General features: G+C 74.4%; 17 protein-coding genes and 1 riboswitch. Of the genes, 13 read left to right on the forward strand and 4 right to left on the reverse strand.

The window, feature by feature from the left end:
• Positions 1-23 precede the first annotated feature (23 nt).
• Positions 24-1,481, forward strand: coding sequence for a sensor histidine kinase (locus tag IF23_RS0110285; RefSeq protein ID WP_037677880.1), 1,458 nt, complete (start codon positions 24-26; stop codon positions 1,479-1,481).
• Between the two features lie 319 nt (positions 1,482-1,800).
• Here the strand turns inward: IF23_RS0110285 and IF23_RS0110290 are convergent, their stop codons facing one another.
• The gene (locus tag IF23_RS0110290) at positions 1,801-2,355 is read right to left on the reverse strand and encodes an SUKH-3 domain-containing protein (RefSeq protein ID WP_030282131.1); all 555 of its coding nucleotides are present in this window, start codon (positions 2,353-2,355) and stop codon (positions 1,801-1,803) included.
• 8 nt (positions 2,356-2,363) lie between these two features.
• Positions 2,364-2,876 carry a YwqJ-related putative deaminase gene (locus tag IF23_RS0110295; RefSeq protein WP_030282137.1) on the reverse strand — a complete coding sequence of 171 codons (513 nt, stop codon included), beginning with the start codon at positions 2,874-2,876 and terminating at the stop codon, positions 2,364-2,366.
• Positions 2,877-3,169: 293 nt separating this feature from the next.
• On the opposite strand from IF23_RS0110295, the gene IF23_RS0110300 reads away from it, so the two are divergent.
• The 6 genes from IF23_RS0110300 to IF23_RS33960 all read left to right on the forward strand — a co-directional run bounded on the left by IF23_RS0110300 (position 3,170) and on the right by IF23_RS33960 (position 13,734).
• Positions 3,170-4,147: an SMI1/KNR4 family protein gene (locus IF23_RS0110300; RefSeq protein ID WP_037677881.1), complete on the forward strand. Its 978-nt coding sequence runs from the start codon at positions 3,170-3,172 to the stop codon at positions 4,145-4,147.
• A gap of 5 nt (positions 4,148-4,152) precedes the next feature.
• A complete protein-coding gene (locus IF23_RS0110305; RefSeq protein WP_030282140.1) occupies positions 4,153-6,810 on the forward strand; it encodes an SUKH-4 family immunity protein in 2,658 nt (885 codons plus the stop codon).
• Between the two features lie 236 nt (positions 6,811-7,046).
• On the forward strand, positions 7,047-7,982 hold the full coding sequence (locus IF23_RS0110310; RefSeq protein ID WP_030282141.1) for an LCP family protein: 936 nt from the start codon (positions 7,047-7,049) through the stop codon (positions 7,980-7,982).
• Between the two features lie 158 nt (positions 7,983-8,140).
• Positions 8,141-9,214, forward strand: a complete 1,074-nt coding sequence (locus tag IF23_RS31075) for a coiled-coil domain-containing protein (protein WP_245654944.1) — start codon at positions 8,141-8,143, stop codon at positions 9,212-9,214.
• Between the two features lie 267 nt (positions 9,215-9,481).
• On the forward strand, positions 9,482-13,030 hold the full coding sequence (gene mfd / locus IF23_RS0110320; protein WP_030282147.1) for a transcription-repair coupling factor: 3,549 nt from the start codon (positions 9,482-9,484) through the stop codon (positions 13,028-13,030).
• Positions 13,031-13,257: 227 nt separating this feature from the next.
• Positions 13,258-13,734 (forward strand): hypothetical protein, encoded by a 477-nt coding sequence (locus IF23_RS33960; RefSeq protein ID WP_037677850.1) that lies wholly within the window; start codon positions 13,258-13,260, stop codon positions 13,732-13,734.
• Positions 13,735-13,739: 5 nt separating this feature from the next.
• On the opposite strand, the gene IF23_RS0110330 is transcribed toward IF23_RS33960, so the two are convergent.
• The gene (locus tag IF23_RS0110330; protein ID WP_030282148.1) at positions 13,740-14,273 is read right to left on the reverse strand and encodes a chloramphenicol phosphotransferase CPT family protein; all 534 of its coding nucleotides are present in this window, start codon (positions 14,271-14,273) and stop codon (positions 13,740-13,742) included.
• Between the two features lie 52 nt (positions 14,274-14,325).
• Positions 14,326-15,825 (reverse strand): DUF2079 domain-containing protein, encoded by a 1,500-nt coding sequence (locus tag IF23_RS0110335; RefSeq protein WP_030282150.1) that lies wholly within the window; start codon positions 15,823-15,825, stop codon positions 14,326-14,328.
• A gap of 146 nt (positions 15,826-15,971) precedes the next feature.
• On the opposite strand from IF23_RS0110335, the gene IF23_RS0110340 reads away from it, so the two are divergent.
• The 6 genes from IF23_RS0110340 to IF23_RS0110365 all read left to right on the forward strand — a co-directional run bounded on the left by IF23_RS0110340 (position 15,972) and on the right by IF23_RS0110365 (position 22,574).
• A complete protein-coding gene (locus IF23_RS0110340) occupies positions 15,972-16,712 on the forward strand; it encodes an HNH endonuclease family protein (RefSeq protein WP_030282153.1) in 741 nt (246 codons plus the stop codon).
• Positions 16,713-17,019: 307 nt separating this feature from the next.
• Entirely contained in the window at positions 17,020-17,643 is a 624-nt protein-coding gene (locus IF23_RS0110345; RefSeq protein ID WP_342667919.1) for a SurA N-terminal domain-containing protein, read from the forward strand.
• Between the two features lie 117 nt (positions 17,644-17,760).
• A complete protein-coding gene (locus IF23_RS0110350; RefSeq protein WP_051739462.1) occupies positions 17,761-18,819 on the forward strand; it encodes a nucleoside triphosphate pyrophosphohydrolase in 1,059 nt (352 codons plus the stop codon).
• Positions 18,820-18,923: 104 nt separating this feature from the next.
• Positions 18,924-20,246 (forward strand): cytochrome P450 family protein, encoded by a 1,323-nt coding sequence (locus IF23_RS0110355; protein WP_030282162.1) that lies wholly within the window; start codon positions 18,924-18,926, stop codon positions 20,244-20,246.
• Positions 20,247-20,478: 232 nt separating this feature from the next.
• Positions 20,479-21,471, forward strand: coding sequence for a LysM peptidoglycan-binding domain-containing protein (locus tag IF23_RS0110360; protein ID WP_030282165.1), 993 nt, complete (start codon positions 20,479-20,481; stop codon positions 21,469-21,471).
• 260 nt (positions 21,472-21,731) lie between these two features.
• Positions 21,732-21,899: riboswitch (cyclic di-AMP (ydaO/yuaA leader) on the forward strand.
• Between the two features lie 3 nt (positions 21,900-21,902).
• Positions 21,903-22,574, forward strand: coding sequence for a LysM peptidoglycan-binding domain-containing protein (locus IF23_RS0110365; RefSeq protein ID WP_030282166.1), 672 nt, complete (start codon positions 21,903-21,905; stop codon positions 22,572-22,574).
• Positions 22,575-22,583 lie beyond the last annotated feature (9 nt).

A 22,583-nucleotide genomic window follows, 5' to 3' on the forward strand; every position in this document is an offset into this window, starting at 1 on the left:
TGGGCGCCCGTACGCTGGTCGGTATGAGCGCTACGGGGGCAGACGGAGAGGCCGGAGCGCGGGCGTGTCCCGTGCCCGCGCGGGGGCCGTGGTGGTGGGCCCGGCGGCGCAGTGCCGTGCTGGATGTGGTGCTGGCGTTGCTGTCGACGCTGGAGTGCGTCGTGGAGGGTGCGTCCTTCTCGGGGGACGTGGGGCTGCCGGAGCCGGTGGGGATGCTGCTGGGGCTGGTGGCCGGGCCGGTGCTGTTGGTGCGTCGGCGGTGGCCGGTGGTCGTGGTGCTGGTGTCGATCGCGGTGACCCCTGCGGACATGGGGGTGCTGTTGGGGGTGGTGGGTCTCTACACGCTGGCGGCGTCCGACACGCCGCGGCGTACGACGGCGTTGTTGGCCGGGATGACGGTGGCGGGCACGTTGGTGTCGACGTTCCTGAATCTGCGGCAGGAGGTGGCGGCGGATCAGGATTATCAGCCGCCGTTGTGGTTCGTGCCGGTGATGTCGGTGGCGATGGGGCTGGTGGTGACGGCGCCGCCGGTGCTGTGGGGGCTGTACGTGGGTGCCCGGCGGCGGCTGGTGGAGAGCCTGCGGGAGCGGGCGGACGGTCTGGAGCGTGAGCTGTCGCTGTTGGCGGATCGGGCCGAGGAGCGGGCGGAGTGGGCCCGTAACGAGGAGCGGACGCGGATCGCGCGGGAGATGCACGACGTGGTGGCGCACCGGGTGTCGCTGATGGTGGTGCATGCCGCGGCGTTGCAGGCGGTGGCGTTGAAGGATCCCGAGAAGGCGTCGCGGAACGCGGGGCTGGTGGGGGACATGGGGCGCCAGGCGTTGACGGAGTTGCGGGAGATGTTGGGGGTGCTGCGGACGGCGGACGGTTCCGGTGGGCGTCCGGCGTCGGGGGCGTCGGGTGAGCCGGAGCGGTTGGCGGCGGTGGTGTCCAAGGCGGCGGCGCAGGCGGGGGCGAAGGTGTCGGTGCCGGGTGTGGTGGCCGAGGAGGCAGGGGGCGGCGAGGCCGAGGGGCCGACGTTGGCGGAGCTGGCGGAGTTGGTGGGTCAGTCGCGGGCGGCGGGTATGGCGGTGGTGCTGTCGGTGGACGGTGCGGAGGGTGCCGGGGTGCCGGGGCGGTATGCGGCGGGGGTCGAGCAGACCGTGTACCGGGTGGTGCAGGAGGCGCTGACCAATGTGCACAAGCATGCGCCGGGGGCGCGGGCGCGGGTGCGGTTGGCGCATCGGGCGGCGGAGGTCGCGGTGCAGGTGGAGAACGGTCCGTCGGACGGTGCGGCGCCTTCGTCGGGATTGCCGAGCGGGGGGAACGGTCTGGTGGGGATGCGGGAGCGGGTGACGGCGTTGGGCGGGGTGTTCGTGTCCGGTCCGACGGATGCGGGGGGTTTCCGGGTGTCGGCGGTGGTGCCGGTGGGCGGTGCGGGCGCGTCGCCGGGTGCGGGCGCGGCGTCGGCTTCCGGTGGCGGGGTGGCTGCTGGGGGGTGAGGGCGGGGCGGGTGCCGGTTGCTGCCCTGGTTGGCCGGGTGCCGGGCGTTGCCCTGGTTGGCCGGGTGCCGGTCACCGATCGTTGCCTTGACCTGACGGTCGTCGGGTCGCCCCGGGGCCCCGGGTTGCCGGGGTCCCCGGTCGCCGTCCGCTGCGGCTGCGGCGCCCCGGGCCCGTGTACCCGTACCGCCTTCCCTCCTGCTCCCGCTCCCGGGCGTACGACCGACGGGCTGGCTGGACCGACCGCCGTACGCCACCGGTCACACACCGCCACGCACGGCGTCACACCGCCACGCACGGCGTCACAGCGCAGGGGGTTTCAGGCGCTTTCCGGTTCCGGGCGTACCAATCGGGTCGGTCGGGTGCCCAGGATCAGGGTGTTGAGGGCGTGGTCGATGGTGGGGCCGAGGTACCAGTCGCCGGTGTGGTCGAGGCTGTAGACGCGGCCTTCGGTGTCGATGGCGAGGAGGGCCTGGGGGTGGCCCGCGGTGTGGGTGCCGCTGAGTTCCTCGCGGCCGAGGGGGGAGACGTCGGTGTCGAGTGCGCGGCCGAGGTCGCCGAGGGTGCGGGCGAGGTGGAGGCCGTGGAGGGGGTCGATGCTGAAGGGGGTGGGGGCGATGTGGCGGCCGGGGCCCGGGCCGGTGAGGTGGAGGCCGCCGAACTCGGCCCATGCCTCGACGGCGGCGGGGAAGACGGTGTGGCGGTGGCCCGCGGGGGAGGTGTGGTCGCGGAGGGTGTCGGCCCAGTGTTCGGCGTGCTTGATGTCCCAGCGGCCGGGGGTCCAGCCGGCTTGCTGGAGGGCGACGTCGACGGCGGCGGGGAAGCGGGTGGAGCCGGCGCGGTCGCGGGGGTCGGGGGTCTCGGTGGCGGGCACGGTGGTGGTCAGCTCCCTGCGGGGGCGTTGCCGATGGGCATGACGCCGAAGTGGGCGAGGAGCGCGTCGCAGGAGCGGCAGGGGGGTGCGTAGCTGCCGTGCAGGGGGTCGCCGTCCTCGCGGATGTGACGGGCGGTGATCTTGGAGTGTTTCAGGGAGCGGCGGGCTTCGCCGTTGGTGAGGGGTTTGCGGGAGGCACGTTTGCCGCGGTTGCTCTCGACGGCGGTGAGGTGGCGGGAGAGCAGGACGGCTTCGGGGCAGCGGCCGGTGAACCGTTCGCGCTGGGCGGTGGAGAGGGTGTCGAGGAAGTCCTGGACGAGGGGGTGCAGCGCGGGGGGTTGTTCGGCCTTGCTCGCGGTGCAGGTGAGGGTGGCGCCGCGGACGGAGAGGGCGGCGCCGACGGTGGGGAGGATGCCGTCGCGGCGGTGGCGGAGCGTGGGGGTGTGCCCGTCGTCGGCGGTTCCGCTCCAGCCGATGCGGGGGTCGCCGGTGGCGGCGGTGTGGTGTGCCGTGGTGCTCATGTGGTGCTTCCCTCCCTGCAAACCCCCCGGTTGCGGGGGTCAGCCTGCCAAATGTCCCGGGTGTTCCGGTAGTCGGGCATGCCGTGGAGGGCGTCACGGGCGGGTGACAGCGTGTTGCGGGTGGGGTAAGTGGGCTGGCCGGGGCGGGTGTGATGGGTGGGGCGTGGCGGAGCGGGTGGTGGTGTTTGTAGGGGGTCGGTGGGGTGGTGTGGAGGGCGTCCGGTACCTGCGGTGCCCCTTGCGGTACGGCATAGGCTGTGCGCAGTAGCCAGATTCAGCCAGGGGGCACCGCGATGACGACAGGTCGGCTCGGGCAGCATGCCGCGCCACCGAACACCGCTTATGCCGGGCAGGTCGTGCATTTCCCGGATCCGGTCCGTGCCGCCCGGCACCCGGCGGGGGTGCGGATGGACGGGCGGGGTTTCCCGTCGTTCACGCCGTATGCGCGGGCTGCCGTGGAGATCGCCGAGCCGCCGGAGGGGTTCGGCGTGGACGAGCTGCGGCTGACGGACTATGTGTCGGCGAACGCGGCGATGCATGCGCGGCGGCACGAGTTGTGGGCGGACGGTCCGGCGGTGGCGACGCCGCACGGTTGGACGTGGCACCACGTGGCGGGCACCCGGCGGTTGGAGTTGGTGCCGGTCGAGGTGAAGGCGTTGCTGCGGCACCACGGTGGGCTGGCGACGGCGGCGGTGGCGCACGACAAGCGTGGCACCCGTCCGTTGCAGGAGACGCGTCCGGTGCATTTCGGGTTGGCGCACCGGGGGATCTCGGTGGGTGAGGAGCAGGTGGCGCAGGCGGAGGAGGCGCTGGGTTACCGGCTGCCGGGTGCGTACCGGTCGTTCCTGAAGGCGGCGGGGGGCTGTGCGCCGGTGGGGGTGGGGCTGGACGCGGAGTTGGGGCTGCTGGTGGATCAGCCGTTCTTCACGGTGCGTGACGACGCGGCGGTGAACGATCTGGTCTATGTCAACAAGTGTCTCCGTGATCACCTGACCAAGGACTATCTGGGCGTGGCGTTCGCGCAGGGCGGGTTGCTCGCGGTGAAGGTGCGGGGAGCCGACCTCGGTTCGGTGTGGTTCTGCCCGTACGACGATGCGCGGGACCGTGACGGGTGGACGGTGCAGGAGCGGGTGGAGCGGCTGCTGTTGCCGTGCGGGGCGGATTTCGATGCGTTCCTGGAGCGGCTGGCGGGGAATCCGCCGGAGCTGGAGACGGTGGCGAATCTGATGGTGGACGGTGGCTTCGCGCAGGTCGTCCCGGTGGAGGGGTGAGCGCGGTGGTGACGTTCGCGCAGGCGCAGGAGCGTGCGGAGCTGTGGGTCAACGGCGACGTACCGGCGCAGCTCCAGCGTGAGGTGCGGGTGCGGGAGTTCGACCTCGGGTTCGTCGCGTGGGCGGAGGACCGGGAGGACGGTCCGCGGTCCGACGGGGGGCGGAGCCGGTTGGTGATCGCGCGGGACAGCGGTGAGACGACGCTGTGGCCGGGGTTGCCGGTGGGTGAGGTGATCCGGCGGTACGAGGAGGAGTACGGCGCGGCGGCGGCGCGTCCGGCGGCGGTGTCGGCGGCGCCGCGGATCGATCTGGAGGCGACGTCGTTCCTGCTGACGCCGCCGGAGTGGTTGCAGGAGGCGGCGGACGCGCGTGCCGAGGCGTCGGGTGGAGCGGCTGCCGCGCCGCCTGCTCCGGCTGCTCCGGCGCCCGCGGTCGGTGGTGACGGTGCGGCCGATGCGTGGGCCGGGGTGAATGTGACGCCGGGGGCCGAGGGCGGTCCGGGGGCGGCGGAGGGCGACGACCGGTCGGTGGCGCCGCCGCAGACGGTGTTCGCGCCGCCGTTGGCCGGTCTGGACGAGGTCGGCGAGGAGGACGGGGCGGACACCGCCGCGCGGCGGAGCAGTCCCGAGGCGAAGACCCAGTTGTTGCAGGGTGGCAGTCAGTTGCCGCCGACGCAGGTGACTCCGGCGCTGGAGCGGGAGGCGCCCGCCGGTGCGCCGTCGGCCGATGGTGCGTCAGGTGCAACCGCCGGTGGGTCCGGTGCCGGTTCCGCTGGTGCCGCGCCGGTGCCGCCGATGCCTCCGGCGCCGCCCGTGGGGCCGGGGTGGGCGGATCTGCCGCCGCCGTCGGGTCCGCCGGTCGCCGAGGTGCCGCCGCCGCAGGGCGCCACGCCCGCCGCGTCCGGCCCGCCCGCGCCGCCCGCCACGGGCGGGGTGCACGCGGCGGCGACGGTGTTGGCCGCCGGTGCCGCGGTGCCCGCCGAGGCGGCGGTTCCGCCGCCGCCCCCGGGGGTGCCGGGTGCGGAGAAGGCGGCGTCCGGCGGTGCGGGTGCGCCCGCCGGTGGTTACGTACCGACGCAGTTGGTCTCGCAGTTGGACGGTGACGGGCTCGATCTGAGCGCGGTGGACGGTGCCGACGGGGCGTCCGGTGGCGCCGGTTCCGGTGCGTCCGGCGGTGGGGTGCACGCGGCGGCGACGATGCTGGCGTCGGGTGCCGCGCTGCCCGATCCGGCGACCGGTGGCCCCGGTGCGGGTGGTCCCGCCGTACCGCCGCCGCCCGGTCCGCCCGGTGCGCCGAAGGGTGCCGGTGGCGCCAAGTCCGGTGCGGCGGGCGGGAGTTCGGGGGCGAGCCCGGACGGTCCGCCGCCGCCTCCGCCGCCGGTGCCCGCGGTCGGTGGCGCCGGGGGCGGGGTGCACGCGGCGGCGACGATGCTGGCCTCCGGCGCGGCGGCGCCCGGCCCGGGTGCGTCCGGCCCGGCGGCTCCCGGCGCGCCGCAGGGCGCCGGTCCGGCCGCGCCGCCGCCCGCCCCGCCGCAGGCTCCCGGCCCCGTCGCTCCGCCGCAGGCTCCCGGCCCCGCGGCCCCGCCGCAGGCCGCGCCCCCGCAGGCCGCACCCCCGCAGGGTGCACCCCCGCAGGGTGCTCCCGGTGGCTACGGGTATCCGCCGGCGCCGGGCGGGGTGCCGACGGTCGGGCCCGGGTACATGGCGGTGCTCAGCTACCGCGCGCCGGACGGGTCCGAGCAGAAGATCGTGCGCCGGTCGGCGCCCGGTACGCCGCATCCGGAGTGGCAGCTCCTGCACGAGCTGCGGGGGATGAACATCCCGCCGCAGCAGGTGCTGGAGCTCCACACCGAGCTGGAGAGCTGTGAGGTGCCGGGCGGCTACTGCGCCCGGCTGGTCCGGGACACCTGGCCGCAGGTGCGGATCAGCCACACCGCCGCGTACGGCCGCGACCACGCCTCGCGGCAGCAGGGCGTCCGTCATCTCGTCGAGCACCAGGGCGAGTTGCACCAGGTGGCGGACGGTCCGGCGCGGCCCGCTCCGGTGCGGGCGCCGCTGCCGCACCCCTCGCAGGTGCAGCCGGTGCCCCCGGCGCCGCCGCAGGTCGTCGGGCAGGAGCTGGAGCAGGCGTTCGGCCCGCAGGCGCTGTTCCGCTTCGACCAGCGGGCGGTCTCCCGGCAGGGCGTGCCGGAGGTCGTCGCGCAGATGCTGGTCTGGGCGGGGCTGCCGGTCGACTTCGGGCCGTTCTTCTGGGCGCAGGCGCAGCCGGGCCGCCCGGTGCCGACGCTGGCGGAGCTGGCGGCGGAGCGCGGGGTGCAGCCGTCCGCCGACGCGGGCTCGTATCTGGTGATGGGGAACGACTACGGGCGGCAGCTGTGTGTGCAGTACGGCACGGCGCACCTCGTGGCGGTGCCGCTGGAGGGGGTGCCCGGTGGGCAGCCCGCCCCGGCGCAGTTCGTCAACAGCGGGCTGCCGGAGTTCACGCGCTGCCTGGCGATGCTGGGCCGGATGTGGCGGCTGCGGTACGGGCTGACCCCGGAGCAGGCGGGTCGCTGGACGGTCGATTTCCAGGCGCAGCTGGTGGCGCTCGACCCGGCGGCGCTCGGTTCGCCGGAGACGTGGTGGTCGGTGCTGCTGGAGCAGATGTGGGACGGGCTGCTGTAGCGCCCGACCGCAAGTTGTGGCCGTGACAGGGCCGCTGACCTCGGGTTTTGCGGGGTCGGCGGCCCTTCGTCGTACCCGCTCGGGCTGCGGGAGCGGCGTGGCGCGCGGACCATACCGGTATGGAGCAGCTCGGGCAGGAGCCGCCACCGCCGTCCGCGACCACCGATCGCGCCGGGCGGCGCACCGGGCGGGCCCGGGGCGGGCGGCGGCGTCGCCGGTGGCTGCGCCGGACCCTGCTGGTGCTGCTGGTCGTGGTGGTGTTGCTGGTCGCCGGGGGTGTGGCGGCGTACCGGTGGGCGGGCGGGCAGGTGCGGCACGTCGCGGCGATCGGCACCTATCCGGGCCGTCCGGCGGCGGGCGCGGGCACGAACTGGCTGCTGGTCGGCTCGGACAGCCGCGCCGGGCTCACCCCGCGGCAGCGCAAGGAGCTGCATGTCGGCAACAGCGGCGGGCGGAACACCGACACGGTGATGGTGCTGCACACCGGCGCCCACGGCCCGTCGCTGGTGAGCCTGCCGCGCGACAGTTACGTACCGGTGCCGGGGCACGGCCGCCGCAAGATCAACGAGGCGTACGCGGACGGTGGTCCGCAGTTGCTGACCCGGACCGTGGAGGAGGCGACGGGGCTGCGCATCGAGCGGTACGCCGAGGTGAACTTCCTCGGTCTGGTGCAGGTCGTCGACGCGCTCGGCGGGGTGCGGATCTGTCCGGCGAAGCCGCTGAAGGACGCGAAGTCCGGGGCGGACTTCCGGGCCGGGTGCCAGCACATGGACGGGCGGCAGGGGCTGGCGTACGCGCGGGCCCGCTACAGCGATCCGCAGGGTGATCTGGGGCGGGTGAAGCGGCAGCGGCAGCTGATGGGGGCGGTGGCGGACCGGATGCTGAGCACCGGGACGCTGGTCCATCCGTCCCGTCCGGGGCCGGTGGTGCGGACGACGCTCGCCGCGATCCGGGTGGACGAGGGCGCCGGGATCCGGCAGTTGGCGGAGCTGGGCTGGTCGATGCGGAAGATCACCGGCGGTGCGGGCCGGGCGGTGACGGTCCCGGTGGCGCAGCCCGGGGTGAGCGTCAGCGGTGCGGGGGACGTGCTGCTGTGGGACACGCCGAAGGCGCGGCAGTTGTTCGACGCGCTCCGAAAAGATGATCCAATTCCGACTTCTGTCATCAATTGACGCATCCTGGTGGGGTGGAACGGCCCTCCTGCCGTCTTGAGGCGGTGCGGGCCGGTCCGGAAGTTGAGTGCGGGGCGGCGCGTCGGCCGGACAGAGCGGTCCGGGCGGCGCATCGTCGCGGAGGGCGTGACGTGCGCGCGCCGGAGAGGGGCATGAGGATGAGTGCGTCGGTTTCGCCGCACGGTTTCGTGACCGTACGCGGGCGCGGCTACCGCCCGGACGACGTGGACCGCCGCGTCGCGGGTCTCACCGTGGACCGCGACTCGTGCTGGGAGCGGGTCGCGCAGCTGACCGAGGACGCCGAGCGGCTGGCGGCGGAGCTGGCGGAGCTGCGCGCGTACGTCGCCACGATGCCGCCGCAGACGTACGAGTCCCTGGGCGAGCAGGCCCGGCTCATCCTGACCACCGCCGAGTCCGAGGCGGTGCGGCTGCGGGTCGACGCGGAGCGGGCGGCCGAGGAGCTGCGGGATGCGACGGTGGCGTACGCCTGTGACACCGGCGAGGCGGCCGACGAGGTCGCGCACGCCCGCCGCAAGGACGCCGAGGAGCGCGGTCAGCGGGCGGTCGACGCGGCGCGGGCGGATGCCGCGGCGCGGGTGAAGGCGGCGCAGAAGGATGCCGTGCAGTGGCGCGAGGAGGCCGACGAGGCGCTCCAGGAGATGCGGCGCCGCACCGCCGAGCTGCTCGCCGACGCCGAGCGGCAGCAGGCCGACGCGTGGGAGGAGTGCGGCCGGGAGATCGCCGGGCGGGAGGCGGAGACGGCCCGTCTGATCGTGGAGCTGGAGGAGCGCGGCCGGGAGATCGTGGCGCAGGCGGAGCGGCGGCACGCGGAGACGGAGGAGGCCGCGCGCCACCGCCAGGAGGACGCCGAGGCCCGCGCCGCCGAGCTGCTGGCCCAGGCCGGTGTCGAGGTCGAGCGGATCGAGCGGGCCACCGCCCGGATCCTGCGCGAGCACCAGGAGGAGCGCGATGAACTCCGCTCCCACATGACCCATGTCCGCAACAGTCTGGCCGCCCTGACCGGCAAGGACCCGGGCGATCTGACGGGGGCGGACGAGGACGGCGGCGCCGGGCCCGGGGACGCCCCGGCCGCCCCGGAGGCCGATGCCCCGGCCCCCGCCGCGGGCGGTCCCGCGGGTCCCACGACCGGGCCCGCCGCCGGTGAGCTGCGTACCCCCGTCAACCCGGACGACGAGGACACCGTCGAGACGGAACTGCCGCGCACGACCTGAGCCGGGCCGCGCGGCGGGCGCCGCTCCGGCCCGGGCGCGGGGCGCCGCTTCCCGTGCGGGGGCGGGCGGCGCGGTCCCGGCGGCGCCCGGCCGCCTCGTCCCGGGCCCCGTCCGCCGGGTGACCTGGGCGCCTTCGCTCGCGCGGCGGGCTGTCGGTGGGCGGGCGTAAGGTGGGCAACCCCGGCCCGTTCGACATGGGGACCGCTCCGGCCCAGATCGTCGCGTCGGGCTGTTCGCGTTGTTCGCCTCGCTGGGACGGAACCCCTCATGAGCCTTGCTGGTCTGCTCGACGCCGTCGTCAAGGATCCGGCGCTCGCCGAAGCGGTGCGGGCCGCGACCGACGGCCACCGCCCGCACGTGGACCTCGTCGGCCCGCCCGCGGCCCGCCCCTTCGCGGTGGCGGCGCTCGCCCGGGACGCACAGCGCCCGGTGCTCGCGGTCACCGCCACCGGCCGGGAGGCCGAGGACCTCGCCGCCGCGCTGCGCACCCTCGTCCCGGCCGGGCAGGAGAACACCGTCGTGGAGTTCCCCTCCTGGGAGACGCTGCCGCACGAGAGGCTCTCGCCCCGCTCGGACACCGTCGGCCGCCGCCTCGCGGTGCTCCGCCGCCTCGCCCATCCGAGCCCCGACGACCCGGCCACCGGCCCGGTCTCCGTCGTCGTCGCACCGATCCGCTCCGTGCTCCAGCCGCAGGTCAAGGGCCTCGGCGATTTGGTGCCGGTCAGTCTGCGGACGGGGCAGAGCGCCGATCTCGGCGAGGTCGTCGACGGGCTGGCCGCCGCCGCGTACGCCCGGGTCGAACTGGTCGAGAAGCGCGGCGAGTTCGCCGTCCGCGGCGGCATCCTGGACGTCTTCCCGCCGACCGAGGAGCATCCGCTCCGCGTCGAGTTCTGGGGCGACGACGTCGAGGAGATCCGCTACTTCAAGGTCGCCGACCAGCGGTCCCTGGAGGTCGCCGAGCACGGGCTGTGGGCGCCGCCGTGCCGGGAGCTGCTCCTCACCGACGAGGTGCGCGAGCGGGCCGCCGCCCTCGCCGAGGACCATCCGGAGCTGGGCGAACTCCTCGGCAAGATCGCCGAGGGGATCGCCGTCGAGGGCATGGAGTCCCTCGCGCCGGTCCTCGTCGACGACATGGAGCTGCTGCTGGACGTGCTGCCCGCCGGGAGCATGGCCGTGGTCTGCGACCCGGAGCGGGTCCGCACCCGCGCCGCCGACCTCGTCGCCACCAGCCAGGAGTTCCTCCAGGCGTCCTGGGCGGCGAGCGCCGGTGGGGGAGCGGCCCCGATCGACGTCGGCGCGGCGTCCCTGTGGGGCATCGCCGATGTCCGTGCGCACGCCCGTGAGCTGGGCATGATGTGGTGGTCGGTCAGCCAGTTCGCCGCCGACGAGGCCACCGCCGACGACGCCGGGGACACCCTCACCCTCGGGATGCACGCCCCCGACACCTACCGCGGCGACACCGCCCGCGCGCTCGCCGACACCAAGGGCTGGCTCGCCGACGGCTGGCGCACCGTCTACGTCACCGAGGGCCACGGACCGGCCGCCCGCACCGTCGAGGTGCTCGGCGGGGAGGGCATCGCCGCCCGCCTCGACGCCGAGCTGACCACGCTCGCGCCGTCCGTCGTCCATGTCGCCTGCGGCTCCCTGGACACCGGCTTCCTCGACCCGGAGCTGCGGCTCGCGGTCCTCACCGAGACCGATCTGTCCGGGCAGAAGGCCGCCTCCAAGGAGCTGGGCCGGATGCCGGCCCGCCGCCGCAAGACCATCGACCCGCTGACCCTCAAGTCCGGCGACTTCATCGTCCACGAGCAGCACGGTGTGGGCCGCTACATCGAGATGGTGCAGCGCACCGTCCAGGGCGCCACCCGCGAGTACCTCCTCGTCGAGTACGCGCCCGCCAAGCGCGGCCAGCCCGGCGACCGGCTCTACATCCCCACCGACCAGCTGGAGCAGGTCACCAAGTACGTCGGCGGTGAGGCGCCCACACTGCACCGGCTGGGCGGCGCCGACTGGACGAAGACCAAGGCGCGGGCGAAGAAGGCGGTCAAGGAGATCGCCGCCGACCTCATCAAGCTGTACTCCGCGCGGATGGCGGCGCCCGGCCACACCTTCGGTCCGGACACGCCCTGGCAGCGGGAGCTGGAGGACGCCTTCCCGTACGCGGAGACGCCGGACCAGCTCACCACCATCGCCGAGGTCAAGGAGGACATGGAGAAGTCGGTCCCGATGGACCGGCTGATCTGCGGCGATGTCGGTTACGGCAAGACCGAGATCGCGGTGCGCGCGGCCTTCAAGGCGGTGCAGGACGGCAAGCAGGTCGCGGTCCTCGTCCCGACGACTCTTCTCGTGCAGCAGCACTTCGGCACGTTCACCGAGCGGTACGGACAGTTCCCGGTCAACGTCCGCGCGCTGTCCCGCTTCCAGACCGACACCGAGTCCAAGGCGACCCTCGAAGGGCTCCGGGACGGCTCCGTCGACATCGTCATCGGCACCCACCGCCTCTTCTCCTCCGAGACCAAGTTCAAGGACCTCGGGCTGGTCATCGTCGACGAGGAGCAGCGGTTCGGCGTCGAGCACAAGGAGCAGCTGAAGAAGCTCCGCGCCAACGTCGACGTCCTCACGATGTCCGCGACGCCCATCCCGCGCACCCTGGAGATGGCCGTCACCGGCATCCGCGAGATGTCGACGATCACCACCCCGCCCGAGGAGCGCCACCCGGTGCTCACCTTCGTCGGGCCGTACGAGCAGAAGCAGATCGGCGCGGCCATCCGCCGTGAGCTGCTCCGCGAGGGCCAGGTCTTCTACATCCACAACCGCGTCGAGTCCATCGACCGGGCGGCGGCGCGGCTGCGCGAGATCGTGCCGGAGGCGCGGATCGCGACGGCCCACGGCCAGATGTCCGAACAGGCTCTGGAGCAGGTCGTGGTGGACTTCTGGGAGAAGAAGTTCGACGTCCTCGTCTCGACCACGATCGTCGAGTCCGGCATCGACATCTCCAACGCCAACACCCTCATCGTCGAGCGCGGCGACAACTTCGGCCTCTCCCAGCTGCACCAGCTCCGTGGCCGGGTGGGCCGTGGCCGCGACCGCGGGTACGCCTACTTCCTCTACCCGCCGGAGAAGCCGCTGACCGAGACCGCCCACGAGCGGCTGGCGACGATCGCGCAGCACACCGAGATGGGCGCCGGTATGTACGTCGCCATGAAGGACCTGGAGATCCGCGGCGCGGGCAACCTCCTCGGCGGCGAGCAGTCCGGCCACATCGCGGGCGTCGGCTTCGACCTGTACGTCCGGATGGTCGGCGAGGCGGTCGCCGACTACCGCGCGTCCCTGGAGGGCGGGGTGGAGGAGGAGCCGCCGCTGGAGGTCAAGATCGAGCTGCCGGTCGACGCGCACGTCCCGCACGACTACGCCCCCGGCGAGCAACTGCGCCTCCAGGCGTACCGGGCCATCGCCTCGGCGTCGAGCGAGGAGGACATCAAGGCGGTCCGTGAAGAGTTGACCGACCGCTACGGCAAGCTGCCCGAGCCGGTGGAGAATCTGCTGCTGGTCGCCGGGCTGCGGATGCTGGCGCGGGCCTGCGGCGTCAGCGACATCACCCTCCAGGGCTCCAACGTCCGCTTCGGCCCGGTGGAGCTGCGCGAGTCCCAGGAGCTGCGCCTCAAGCGCCTCCACCCGCGCTCCGTCCTCAAGCCCGCCACCCGCCAGGTGCTGGTACCCCGCCCCACCACCGGCAAGATCGGCGGCAAACCGCTGGTCGGCCGGGAACTGCTGGCCTGGGTGGGGGAGTTCCTGACGACGATCCTGGGGGCGTAGGCGTAGGCGGGCCGCCGGCACCGGGTGGCCCGCCGCCGGACCGGTGCCGTCCGTGCGGCGTGGGGTGGCCCGCCGCCGGGCCGCGCAGCCCCTGCAGACGTATCTTCCGGGGTTTCTGACTGTTTCAGGGGATTGACCGGTTCCTGGCGGGAGTTGTCGGCATATCCTCTCCCGGAGCGTGGACCCGCCCGCTCCGCCGCCTTCTCCCCGGACTGGATGCCCCTGCCGTGATACGTGCCCGCCGTGCCGCCCTGTCCGCCGCCGCCTTCGTGACGGCCGCCCTGGTCTCCGTCGTCGCCTGTACGCCCGGGAACGCCGGGGCGGACGAACGGCCCACGACGCCCGCGGCGACGGCCTCCGCCACGGCGTCCTCCTCGCCCCCGGCCTCGCCGTCCGCCTCGCCTTCCGACTCGCCGTCGGCCCTGCCCGCGCGGACGGCACCGGCGTCCCCGGCGCCCGCCCCCACGGACGCGCCGGATACGGCGGTCCGGCACGACCCCCCGCCGCTGCCGAACCCGGCCCGGCGGACGACCGCCCCCGTCGCGGACCCGGGCGGGAGCGGCGGCGTGATCCTCGCGCCGTCCGGGAACCACTACCGGCGCGGTCAGTTCTGCAAGAAGATCCATCTCGGGCTCACCACCCGGGACGCCCACGGCGCCACCCTGCACTGCGCGATGCAGAGCGGCCGACCGCACTGGCAGTAGGACCCTCACCCCACCCGCTCCGCCACCTCCCGCGCGCACTCCCGTGCCGTGTGCAGGCCGGTGTCGACCTCGATGTCGTAGGTCATCCCGCGGTGGACCAGGGACGCCTGGGCGGCGGCCATTCCGGGGACGCGGTCGGGGCGGGTGCGTTCGCGGGCGGTGGCGACGGCCGCGTCGCAGCGGACGCCGACCCAGAGGGCGGGCAGGTCGCCCAGTGCGCGCTCCCAGGCGCGGCGGCCCTCGACGCCGCCGAGGAACACCTCGTCGAGGATGACCGGCGCCCCGGCGCGGGCGACCGCGGCGACGCCGTGCCGCCAGCTCTCCTGGAGCGCCTGGAACGCGGCGCCGGGCGTGACCGAACCGTCCGCGCCGAGGACCAGCCCGTCGGGGGCGTCCATCAGGCCGGGCGGCAGCGCCTCGATCAGGCTGTCGACGCCGAACGTCAGCCACGGGCGTGGCAGCACGTCCTGGAGGGCGCGGGCCAGCGACGACGTGCCGGAGCTGGAACCGCCGTTGAGAACGATCACCTGGTGGGCCATCGCGCCACCGTAGCGACCACCGCCCGCCGCCGCCCCCGGATTTCCGCCCGGCTCAGGGCCCGGACGTCCGCCGCAGCACCAGGAGTTCCGCGGCCGTACCGGACACCGCGTACCGGGTGTGCGGATGCCGCTGCTCGGCCTCGGTGCGGACCTGCTCGGGGGTGCGGCCGTCGGACAGCTGCACCGCGACGTAGTCGGGGGCGATCCCGCGGGTGTCGCCGATCCAGAACACCCGGGTGCGGGAGACGAGCCGGGACAGCGGCCGGATGTCCGCCTCGACGCTCGCCCCGTCCGGGACGGTCGCCAGCAGCCGTTCGGCGGCGGCGACCTCCGGCGGGATGCGGTACGTCGCCGACTCGGTGAGGCGGGACAGCGGCAGCGTGGTGGTCAGCGCCAGCGCCGCGGCGAGCACCGCCGCCGGGAGCTGGTCCGCCAGCGCCCGCAGCCGGGGGCGCGGCGAACGGCCGGTCCGCTCCAGCGCGTCGACGAGGGCGAGGAAGACCACCGGCATCAGCACCGCGTTGTAGTGCCAGTCGATGCCCCAGTAGTGCGGCTCGTGGGAGACGAACCGCCAGCCGAGCGTCGGCACCGCCGCCAGCAGCAGCGGCGAACGCAGCGCCAGCAGACCGGTGGTGGGCAGCAGCACCCACAGCAGGGTGTGCAGCGCCTCGCCCACCCCGATCGCCGGGCCCGCCGCGCCGTCGCCGCCGAGCTTGGACCAGTAGTCGTACGAGCCGGTGCCGTTGAACCCGGGGATGATCACGCCGAGGGTGACGGCGGTGGCGGCCAGCCCGAAGCCGACCAGCGCGACGGCGAGCGGCAGCGCCTGCCGCGCCCGGACCAGCACCACCACACCGATCGCGGCGGCGGTGACCCCCAGATCCTCCTTGACCAGCACCAGCGGCGCGGCCCAGCACACCGCCGCCGTCCACCGCCCGCGCACCACCGCCTCCAGCGCGAACGCCAGCAGCGGCAGCGCGAAGGCGATCTCGTGGAAGTCGAAGTCGACGGCCTTCTGCAGCCCCCACGACAACCCGTACGCGACACCGACGGCCAGCCCCCGGGCGCGCCCCAGATACCGGGCGGCGGCGCGGGTGACCGGCACCGACGACAGCGCGAACAGCGCCGCCTGCGCCGTCAGCAGCGTCAGCGGCGAGGGCAGCAGCCGGTAGAGGGGCGCGAGCAGGATCAGCACCGGGCTGAAGTGGTCGCCCAGGATGTTGGTGCCCGGCCCCTTGAGGTCGACGATCGGCGCCCCGAGATGCGCGTAACCGCGGACCGCCTGCTCGAAGATGCCGAGGTCCCAGGAGGCGGTGCCCATCGTCAGATGGCGCAGCAGCGACAGCGTGGCGTACGCGGCGAAGAGCAGCGCCGCCAGCCACCACGGGTCGAGGCGCGGCGCCCGCCATGCGGCGAATCGGCCGCCGCGCGCGGCGGCGGGCGCCTCGCGGGGGATGTCGGGCGGCGCGGTCCGTTGCCCGGGCGGCGCCCCGGTCGCCGTGCCGGGCGTCGCGGGACCGGCGCCCGCCGCCGTCGCTGCGGCCGTGTCCATGCGCGTCCTCCGTCTCGGCTTCCGAAAAGATACTCGAAGCCGTCGAACCGGGCGGTTACGACGTACCCGCCCCGTGGCGCGTACGCTCCTTCGCCGGACCGGCCACCGGTGCTCCGGCGGCCCAGCTACCTGAGGGGACACCCGACTTGAACCGGATACGGACCGCGCTGCCCATCGCCGCCGTCGCCGCACTGCTCACCCTGACCGGCTGCACCCCCGCCGACGGGGCGGGCGGCGAGGACGCCAAGGGCGCCGGGGAGGGGACGTCGGCGTCCGGCGCGCCCGGTGGCGCCCTGGCGACGCTGGCGGGACTGCCCGTCAAGAAGCGTGGCTCGCAGGACGGTTACGCCCGTGACCGCTTCGGCAGCGCCTGGGCCGACACCGACAGCAACGGCTGCGGCACCCGCGACGACATCCTCCAGCGCGACCTGGAGCACACCACCCACCGCGGCAAGACCTGCGCCGTCACCTCCGGGACGCTCACCCACGACCCGTACACCGGCGGCACCATCCGCTACAGGCGCGGCAGCAGCAAGGTCGACATCGACCATGTCGTGGCGCTCTCCGACGCCTGGCAGAAGGGCGCCGCCCGCTGGGCGCCGCGCAAGCGGATCGCGCTCGCCAACGACCCGCTGAACCTCATCGCCGTGGAGGCGTCCGCCAACCGCAGCAAGAGCGACGGCGACGCGGCCGCCTGGCTGCCGGAGAACCAGGGCTACCGCTGCACCTACGTCGCACGGCAGGTGGCGGTGAAGCAGAAGTACGGGCTGTGGGTCACCCGCGACGAGAAGGCGGCGATGTCGAAGGTGCTGAACGGCTGCCCGAGCGAGAAGCTGCCGACCGGCGGCAACCCGACGGAGGCACCGGGGCGGTTCAAGGCGAAGTAGCGACGGGGACGGCGGGGCACGGCCGGGCGCGCGGCCACCGGGGCGCCCGGTGGGCCGAGAGCCCGCGGCGCCCGGTGGGCGAAGAGCCCGCGGCGCCCCGCCCGCGTACCCAAAAACCTGGGGAATCGTTGGCCAACCGGTGGCCCGGGGCACCCGGACTCCCTACTATCGATCAACGCCAGATCGATGAGATGACCGCTCCCGGCACCCGCCGGGGGCGCCCCGCCCACCGCTGCCGCACGGCGTTCGCGCCGCGCCGTCTCGTTCACGATCTCTGCCGGGAGGCCCCGTGCTCCGCCGTAGGACAGTGCTCTCCGTATCCGTCTCCGCCGCCCTGCTGGCGACCCCGCTGCTCACCGCCTGCGGCAGCGACGCGCACCCCGGTGCCGCCGCGATCGTCGGTGGCCAGCGGATCACCGTCGCCCAGCTCCAGGCGAAGGTCAAGGACGTACGCCGGGCCCAGAGCAAGTCCCCGCAGGGCGGCCAACTCATCTCCAACACCGGCCAGTTGAGCCTGATCACCCTCAACGGCATGATCTTCCGGCAGGTCCTGGAGCGCAGTGCCGACCGCGAGGGGGTCTCCGTCAGCCGCGCCGATGTGCAGAAGTGGCGGTCCACCGCGGAGAAGGAACTGGGCGGCCCGGAGCGGCTGAAGGCCGTCTGGCTCCAGCAGCAGTCGGTCGCCCCGGACGAGGTCGACGCGACCGTCCGCAACCAACTCCTCCTGGACGGCCTTGCCAAGAAGATCGGCGCCGACCGCGCCAGCGCCGCGGGCCAGCGCCGCCTCGTCGACAACCTCGCCCGCACCTCCCGCGCCATGGGCGTCGACGTCAACCCGCGCTTCGGCTCCTGGAACGACCGCCGGGTGATCCTGGGCGCGACGAAGGACCCGTGGATCTCCCCCGCCTCGGGCACCCGCGAGCAGGCGTAGCAGGAACGTCCTGGGGAGCGGCCCCGGCGCCCGGTCGGCCCGTGCGGCCCCCGGGTGCCGGGGCCGTCGCCGGTCCGCGGCGCGGGCGCTGTCGGTGGGGTGCGTTACGTTCGAGGGGTGAACGCTGACGTGCCCTCCGCCGACGCCGCTGACCGCCCCGGCGGCACCGGACGCCTGGTCCTGCTCACCACCAGCCACCGCGTCGCCCCGGGCCTGCTGTCCTGGAACGCCTGGCGGACGCTGCGCGCCGCCGACCGCGTGTGCTGCGCCGACGCCGCCCATCCGCAGCTGCCGTATCTGCGCGAGGCCGGAGTCACGGTGGAGACCGCCGTCCCCACCGCCCGTGAGCTGGTCGACGACTGCGTCGCCGGGGACCGCACGGTCGCCGTCCTCACCTCCGCCGACGGCGAGAGCGCGCTCACCGACGGTCTGGCCCGCCTCGCCGGTTCCGGCCGCGAGACCATGCCCGATCTGGAGCTGCTGCCCGGCGCCTACGATCTGCCCGGCGCCCGGCTGCTCGATCTCGTCCAGGTCATGGACCGCATCCGCGCCAGCTGCCCCTGGACGGGCATCCGCACCCACGAGGACCTCGCCAAGTACGCCCTGGAGGAGACGTACGAGCTGGTCGAGGCCATCGAGACCGGTGACCGCGAGGCGCTCCGCGAGGAGCTGGGCGACGTCCTGCTCCAGGTCGTCTTCCACGCCCGCATCGCCCAGGACGACCCCGAGGCGCCGTTCTCGGTCGACGACGTCGCCGGGACGATCGTGGAGAAGCTGATCCACCGCCATCCGCATCTGTTCGGGGACGAGCCCGCCGAGACGCCCGAGGAGGTCCGGGCGCACTGGCTGCGCACCAAGGCGACCGAGAAGCGGCGCGCCTCGGTCACCGACGGCGTCCCGCTCACCCAGCCCGCGCTGGCCCTCGCCGCCAAGCTCGCCTCCCGCGCCCGCACCGCCGGTCTCGACGTCCGCCCGTCGGCCCCCGGCATCGGCTACGAACTCCTGGCCCTGGCCGCCCGCGCCGAGGCCGAGGGCACCGACCCGGAGACCGCCCTCCGCGCCGCCGCCCGCACCTACCGCGACGCGATCCGCGCGGCGGAGGGCCTGCCGACGGCGGAGACGGACGAGATATCCGAGCTGCCCGAGGAGCCTGGGACACCCGAGGCGCCCGAATAAGAGGTGCCCCCCCCGGGGCGCCCCGCCCCCCCCGGCCGCGGGGCGCCTCCCGCGGGCGGGGGCGCGCCGTCCGTACCGCCCCGAGCAGCGGTTACCGTCGAAAGGTGCACCCCTCGCCCGACACCGCCCCCGGATGCCCCGCGCACCCCGCGGCCGCCGCCCCGTCCGCCCCCGCCCTCTTCACCTGGGAGTTCGGCGCCGACCCGTATCCGGCCTACGCCTGGCTGCGGGAGCATGCGCCGGTGCACCGTACGGAGCTGCCCAGCGGCGTCGAGGCATGGCTGGTGACGCGGTACGCCGACGCCCGGCAGGCGCTCGCCGACGCCCGGCTCTCGAAGAACCCGGTGCACCACTCCGAGGGCGCCCACGGCAAGGGCAAGGTCGGCATCCCCGGCGAGCGCAGCGCCAACCTCATGACGCATCTGCTCAACATCGACCCGCCCGACCACACCCGGCTGCGCCGTCTGGTCTCCAAGGCGTTCACCCCGCGCCGCGTCGCCGCCTTCGCACCGCGCGTCCAGGAGCTGACCGACGCGCTGATCGACGGGTTCGCCGCCCGCGGTGAGGCCGACCTCATCCACGAGTTCGCCTTCCCGCTGCCCATCTACGCCATCTGCGATCTGCTCGGCGTCCCGCGCGAGGACCAGGACGACTTCCGGGACTGGGCCGGGATGATGCTCCGCCACACCAAGCCGGGCGGCACCGGCGGCGGGCCGCGCGGCGGCGTCGCCAAGGCGGTCAAGAAGATCCGCGGCTACCTCGCCGAGCTGATCCACCGCAAGCGCGCCGTCCTGCCGCCCGAGCCCGCGCCCGACGAGGACCTGATCTCCGGCCTGATCCGCGCCTCCGACCACGGCGAGCACCTCACCGAGAACGAGGTCGCCGCGATGGCGTTCATCCTGCTCTTCGCCGGGTTCGAGACCACCGTCAACCTCATCGGCAACGGCACCTACGCCCTGCTGCGCACCCCCGACCAGCGCGAACTCCTCCAGAAGTCGCTGGCCACCGGGGACCGCGAGGTGCTCGCCACCGGTATCGAGGAGCTGCTGCGCTACGACGGTCCGGTCGAGCTGGCCACCTGGCGGTTCGCGACCGAGGAGCTGACCCTCGGCGGCGAGCGGATAGCCGTCGGCGATCCGGTGCTGGTGGTGCTCGCCGCCGCCGACCGCGACCCCGCGCGCTTCGACGCCCCGGACACCCTCGACCTGCGCCGCACCGACAACCCGCACCTCGGCTACGGCCACGGCATCCACTACTGCCTCGGCGCGCCGCTCGCCCGCCTCGAAGGACAGACCGCCCTCGCCACCCTGCTGACCCGGCTGCCCGACATCCGGCTCGCGGCGGAACCGGACGATTTGCGGTGGCGCGGCGGACTCATCATGCGCGGTCTGCGCACCCTCCCCGTGGAGTTCACCCCGGCCCCCTGACGACACGCCGTCCACCTGCGCGGACGGCCGCCCGGGAGCCGGAAGTTGACACTCCGTCAGTCGCGTGACCTACACGTGATCTCCGCTACACCGGCTTGTGACGCCCCGTGAGCCCGGCTACCTTGCCACCGAACAAGCGATCCATCGCCCCGGTGGACGCCGTACCGGACCCCGGGCGGCCGGACCGGGGCGGCGGGACGGACAACTCAACCGCCGCTCGAAAGGCAATCGCATGCGCACCGGCAACGGCAGACACCGTCGCCCCCGCCAGGCACCGGCCCTCTTTGTCACGGCGGGTGTGACCGGCGCGGGCCTCGCCCTGCCCCTCCTCGGCGCGGGCGCCGCCCACGCCGCCGACACCGCCACCTGGGACCGCGTCGCCCAGTGCGAGTCCGGCGGCATCTGGTCCAGCGCCGAGGGCACCGGCTTCTACGGCGGGCTCCAGCTCACGCTCGACATGTGGCGCGACCACGGCGGTCTGGAGTACGCCGCCCGCCCCGACCTGGCCAGCCGCTCCCAGCAGATAGCCGTGGCCCAGGCGATCCTCGCCGACCGCGGTCCCGACGCCTGGCCGCGCTGCGCCACCGACGCCGGACTCACCGAGGACGGCAAGGCACCCGACGTCGACCCCGGCGGCTCCGTCACCACCCCGCCCGCCGACGCGGACGACGCCCACACCGGCACCGGCACCGACTCCGACCAGGAGGGGCCCGCCACGCCGGACACCACCGACCCGTCCACCCCGAAGGGCACCCCGGACCCGTCCGACACCCCGGACCCGTCCACCTCGCCCGACGCCACCGGCTCCCCCCAGGCGCCCGAGGGCTCGCAGCGACCCGACACGCACGACCCGTCCGACGAGCCGTCCACCGACCCGTCCGACCACGCCACGCCCCCCGCCGAGCCCTCGCACCCGTCCCGTACGGCGCCCCCGGCGGACACCGACGGGCCTCGTGACGGTGACAGCTCCGGGCGCCACCGCGGCGGCAGCGACGCCGACGGGGACGGCGACCGCGCCCCGGGGCGGCACGCCTCGCGCGGCGGGGAGCGGACGGAGCCGGACGCGGGCGGGTACACCGTGCGCTCCGGTGACAACCTGTCAGCCATCGTCGAGGCGCGTGACCTGCCCGGCGGCTGGCCCGCGCTGTACGAGCGCAACGAGGGCGTCATCGGCGACGACCCGGACCTCATCCGGCCTGGTCAACTCCTCGATCTGGGCCGCTGATCGAGCCGATAGGCGGCTTTTGCCCGTTTTAGCGAAAGTGAGACATGGCTCTCGTCCGTGTCCGGGCCGTCCCGACCTGCCCTTCGTTTCCACACCATGTCCTACCTGCGGAAATATGCGCTCTCTGTGATCGTTGGCGGTCAACTGGGTGCAGAAAGCGGGGTTTGAACGACACGGGGGGTTCTGTCTACGGTCAGGACCGCTCGCCAAAGCGGGCCCTTCGTTCACACGCCGAATCCTGCCGGTGGGCGAAGGTGGTCGACGCGCAAGCGCCGAAGGCAGGAGCGGGGGACCCAAGGTAAGTGCCGGCCCCACCCGTGAAAGCGGGTCAACCGGCTTGGGGTGAAGCCGTGTGCACCTCGCACGGCCGGGCAATCCACACCGCCCGAACCCGACAGCTCACCTCGCAGGCGTCGGTGAGGAAACGAAGCATGCTGAACAAGGCCAAGCACCGTCGCCCCTCCAAGGCCGTCCGCGTCGCCACCCTGGCCGGTGTCGCCGGCGCCGCCGTGGCCGTCCCGCTGATGGGCGCCACCAACGCCTCCGCCGCCTCCGTCTCCACCTGGGACGCCGTCGCCCAGTGCGAGTCCGGTGGCAACTGGTCGATCAACACCGGCAACGGCTACTTCGGTGGTCTGCAGTTCTCCGCCTCCAGCTGGGCGGCCGCCGGTGGCACCCAGTTCGCGCCCCGCGCCGACCTGGCCACCAAGGCCCAGCAGATCCAGGCCGCCGAGAAGCTCCTCGCCATCCAGGGCCCGGGCGCCTGGTCCTGCGCCGGTGCGGGCAACCTCACCGCCGGTGGCCCGTCCCCCGACCTGAACACCGGCACCACCAAGGCCGCCCCCAAGCAGCAGGCCCCGCAGCCCAAGGCCGCCCCCAAGCAGCAGGCGCCGAAGCAGCAGGCCCCGCAGCAGCAGTCCCGCCCGGCGACGCCGCAGCACCACGTCATGGGCCACGGCAACTACACCGTGAAGTCCGGTGACACCCTCGCCAAGATCGCCAAGGCGCACGGCAAGAACTGGAAGTCGGTCTACGCGGACAACAAGTCCGTCATCGGCTCCAACCCGAACCTCATCTTCCCGGGCCAGAAGCTCAACGTCTGATCCCCGCGC

The sequence above is a fragment of the Streptomyces catenulae genome, from assembly GCF_000718015.1.
GTDB classification, from domain to species: domain Bacteria; phylum Actinomycetota; class Actinomycetes; order Streptomycetales; family Streptomycetaceae; genus Streptomyces; species Streptomyces catenulae.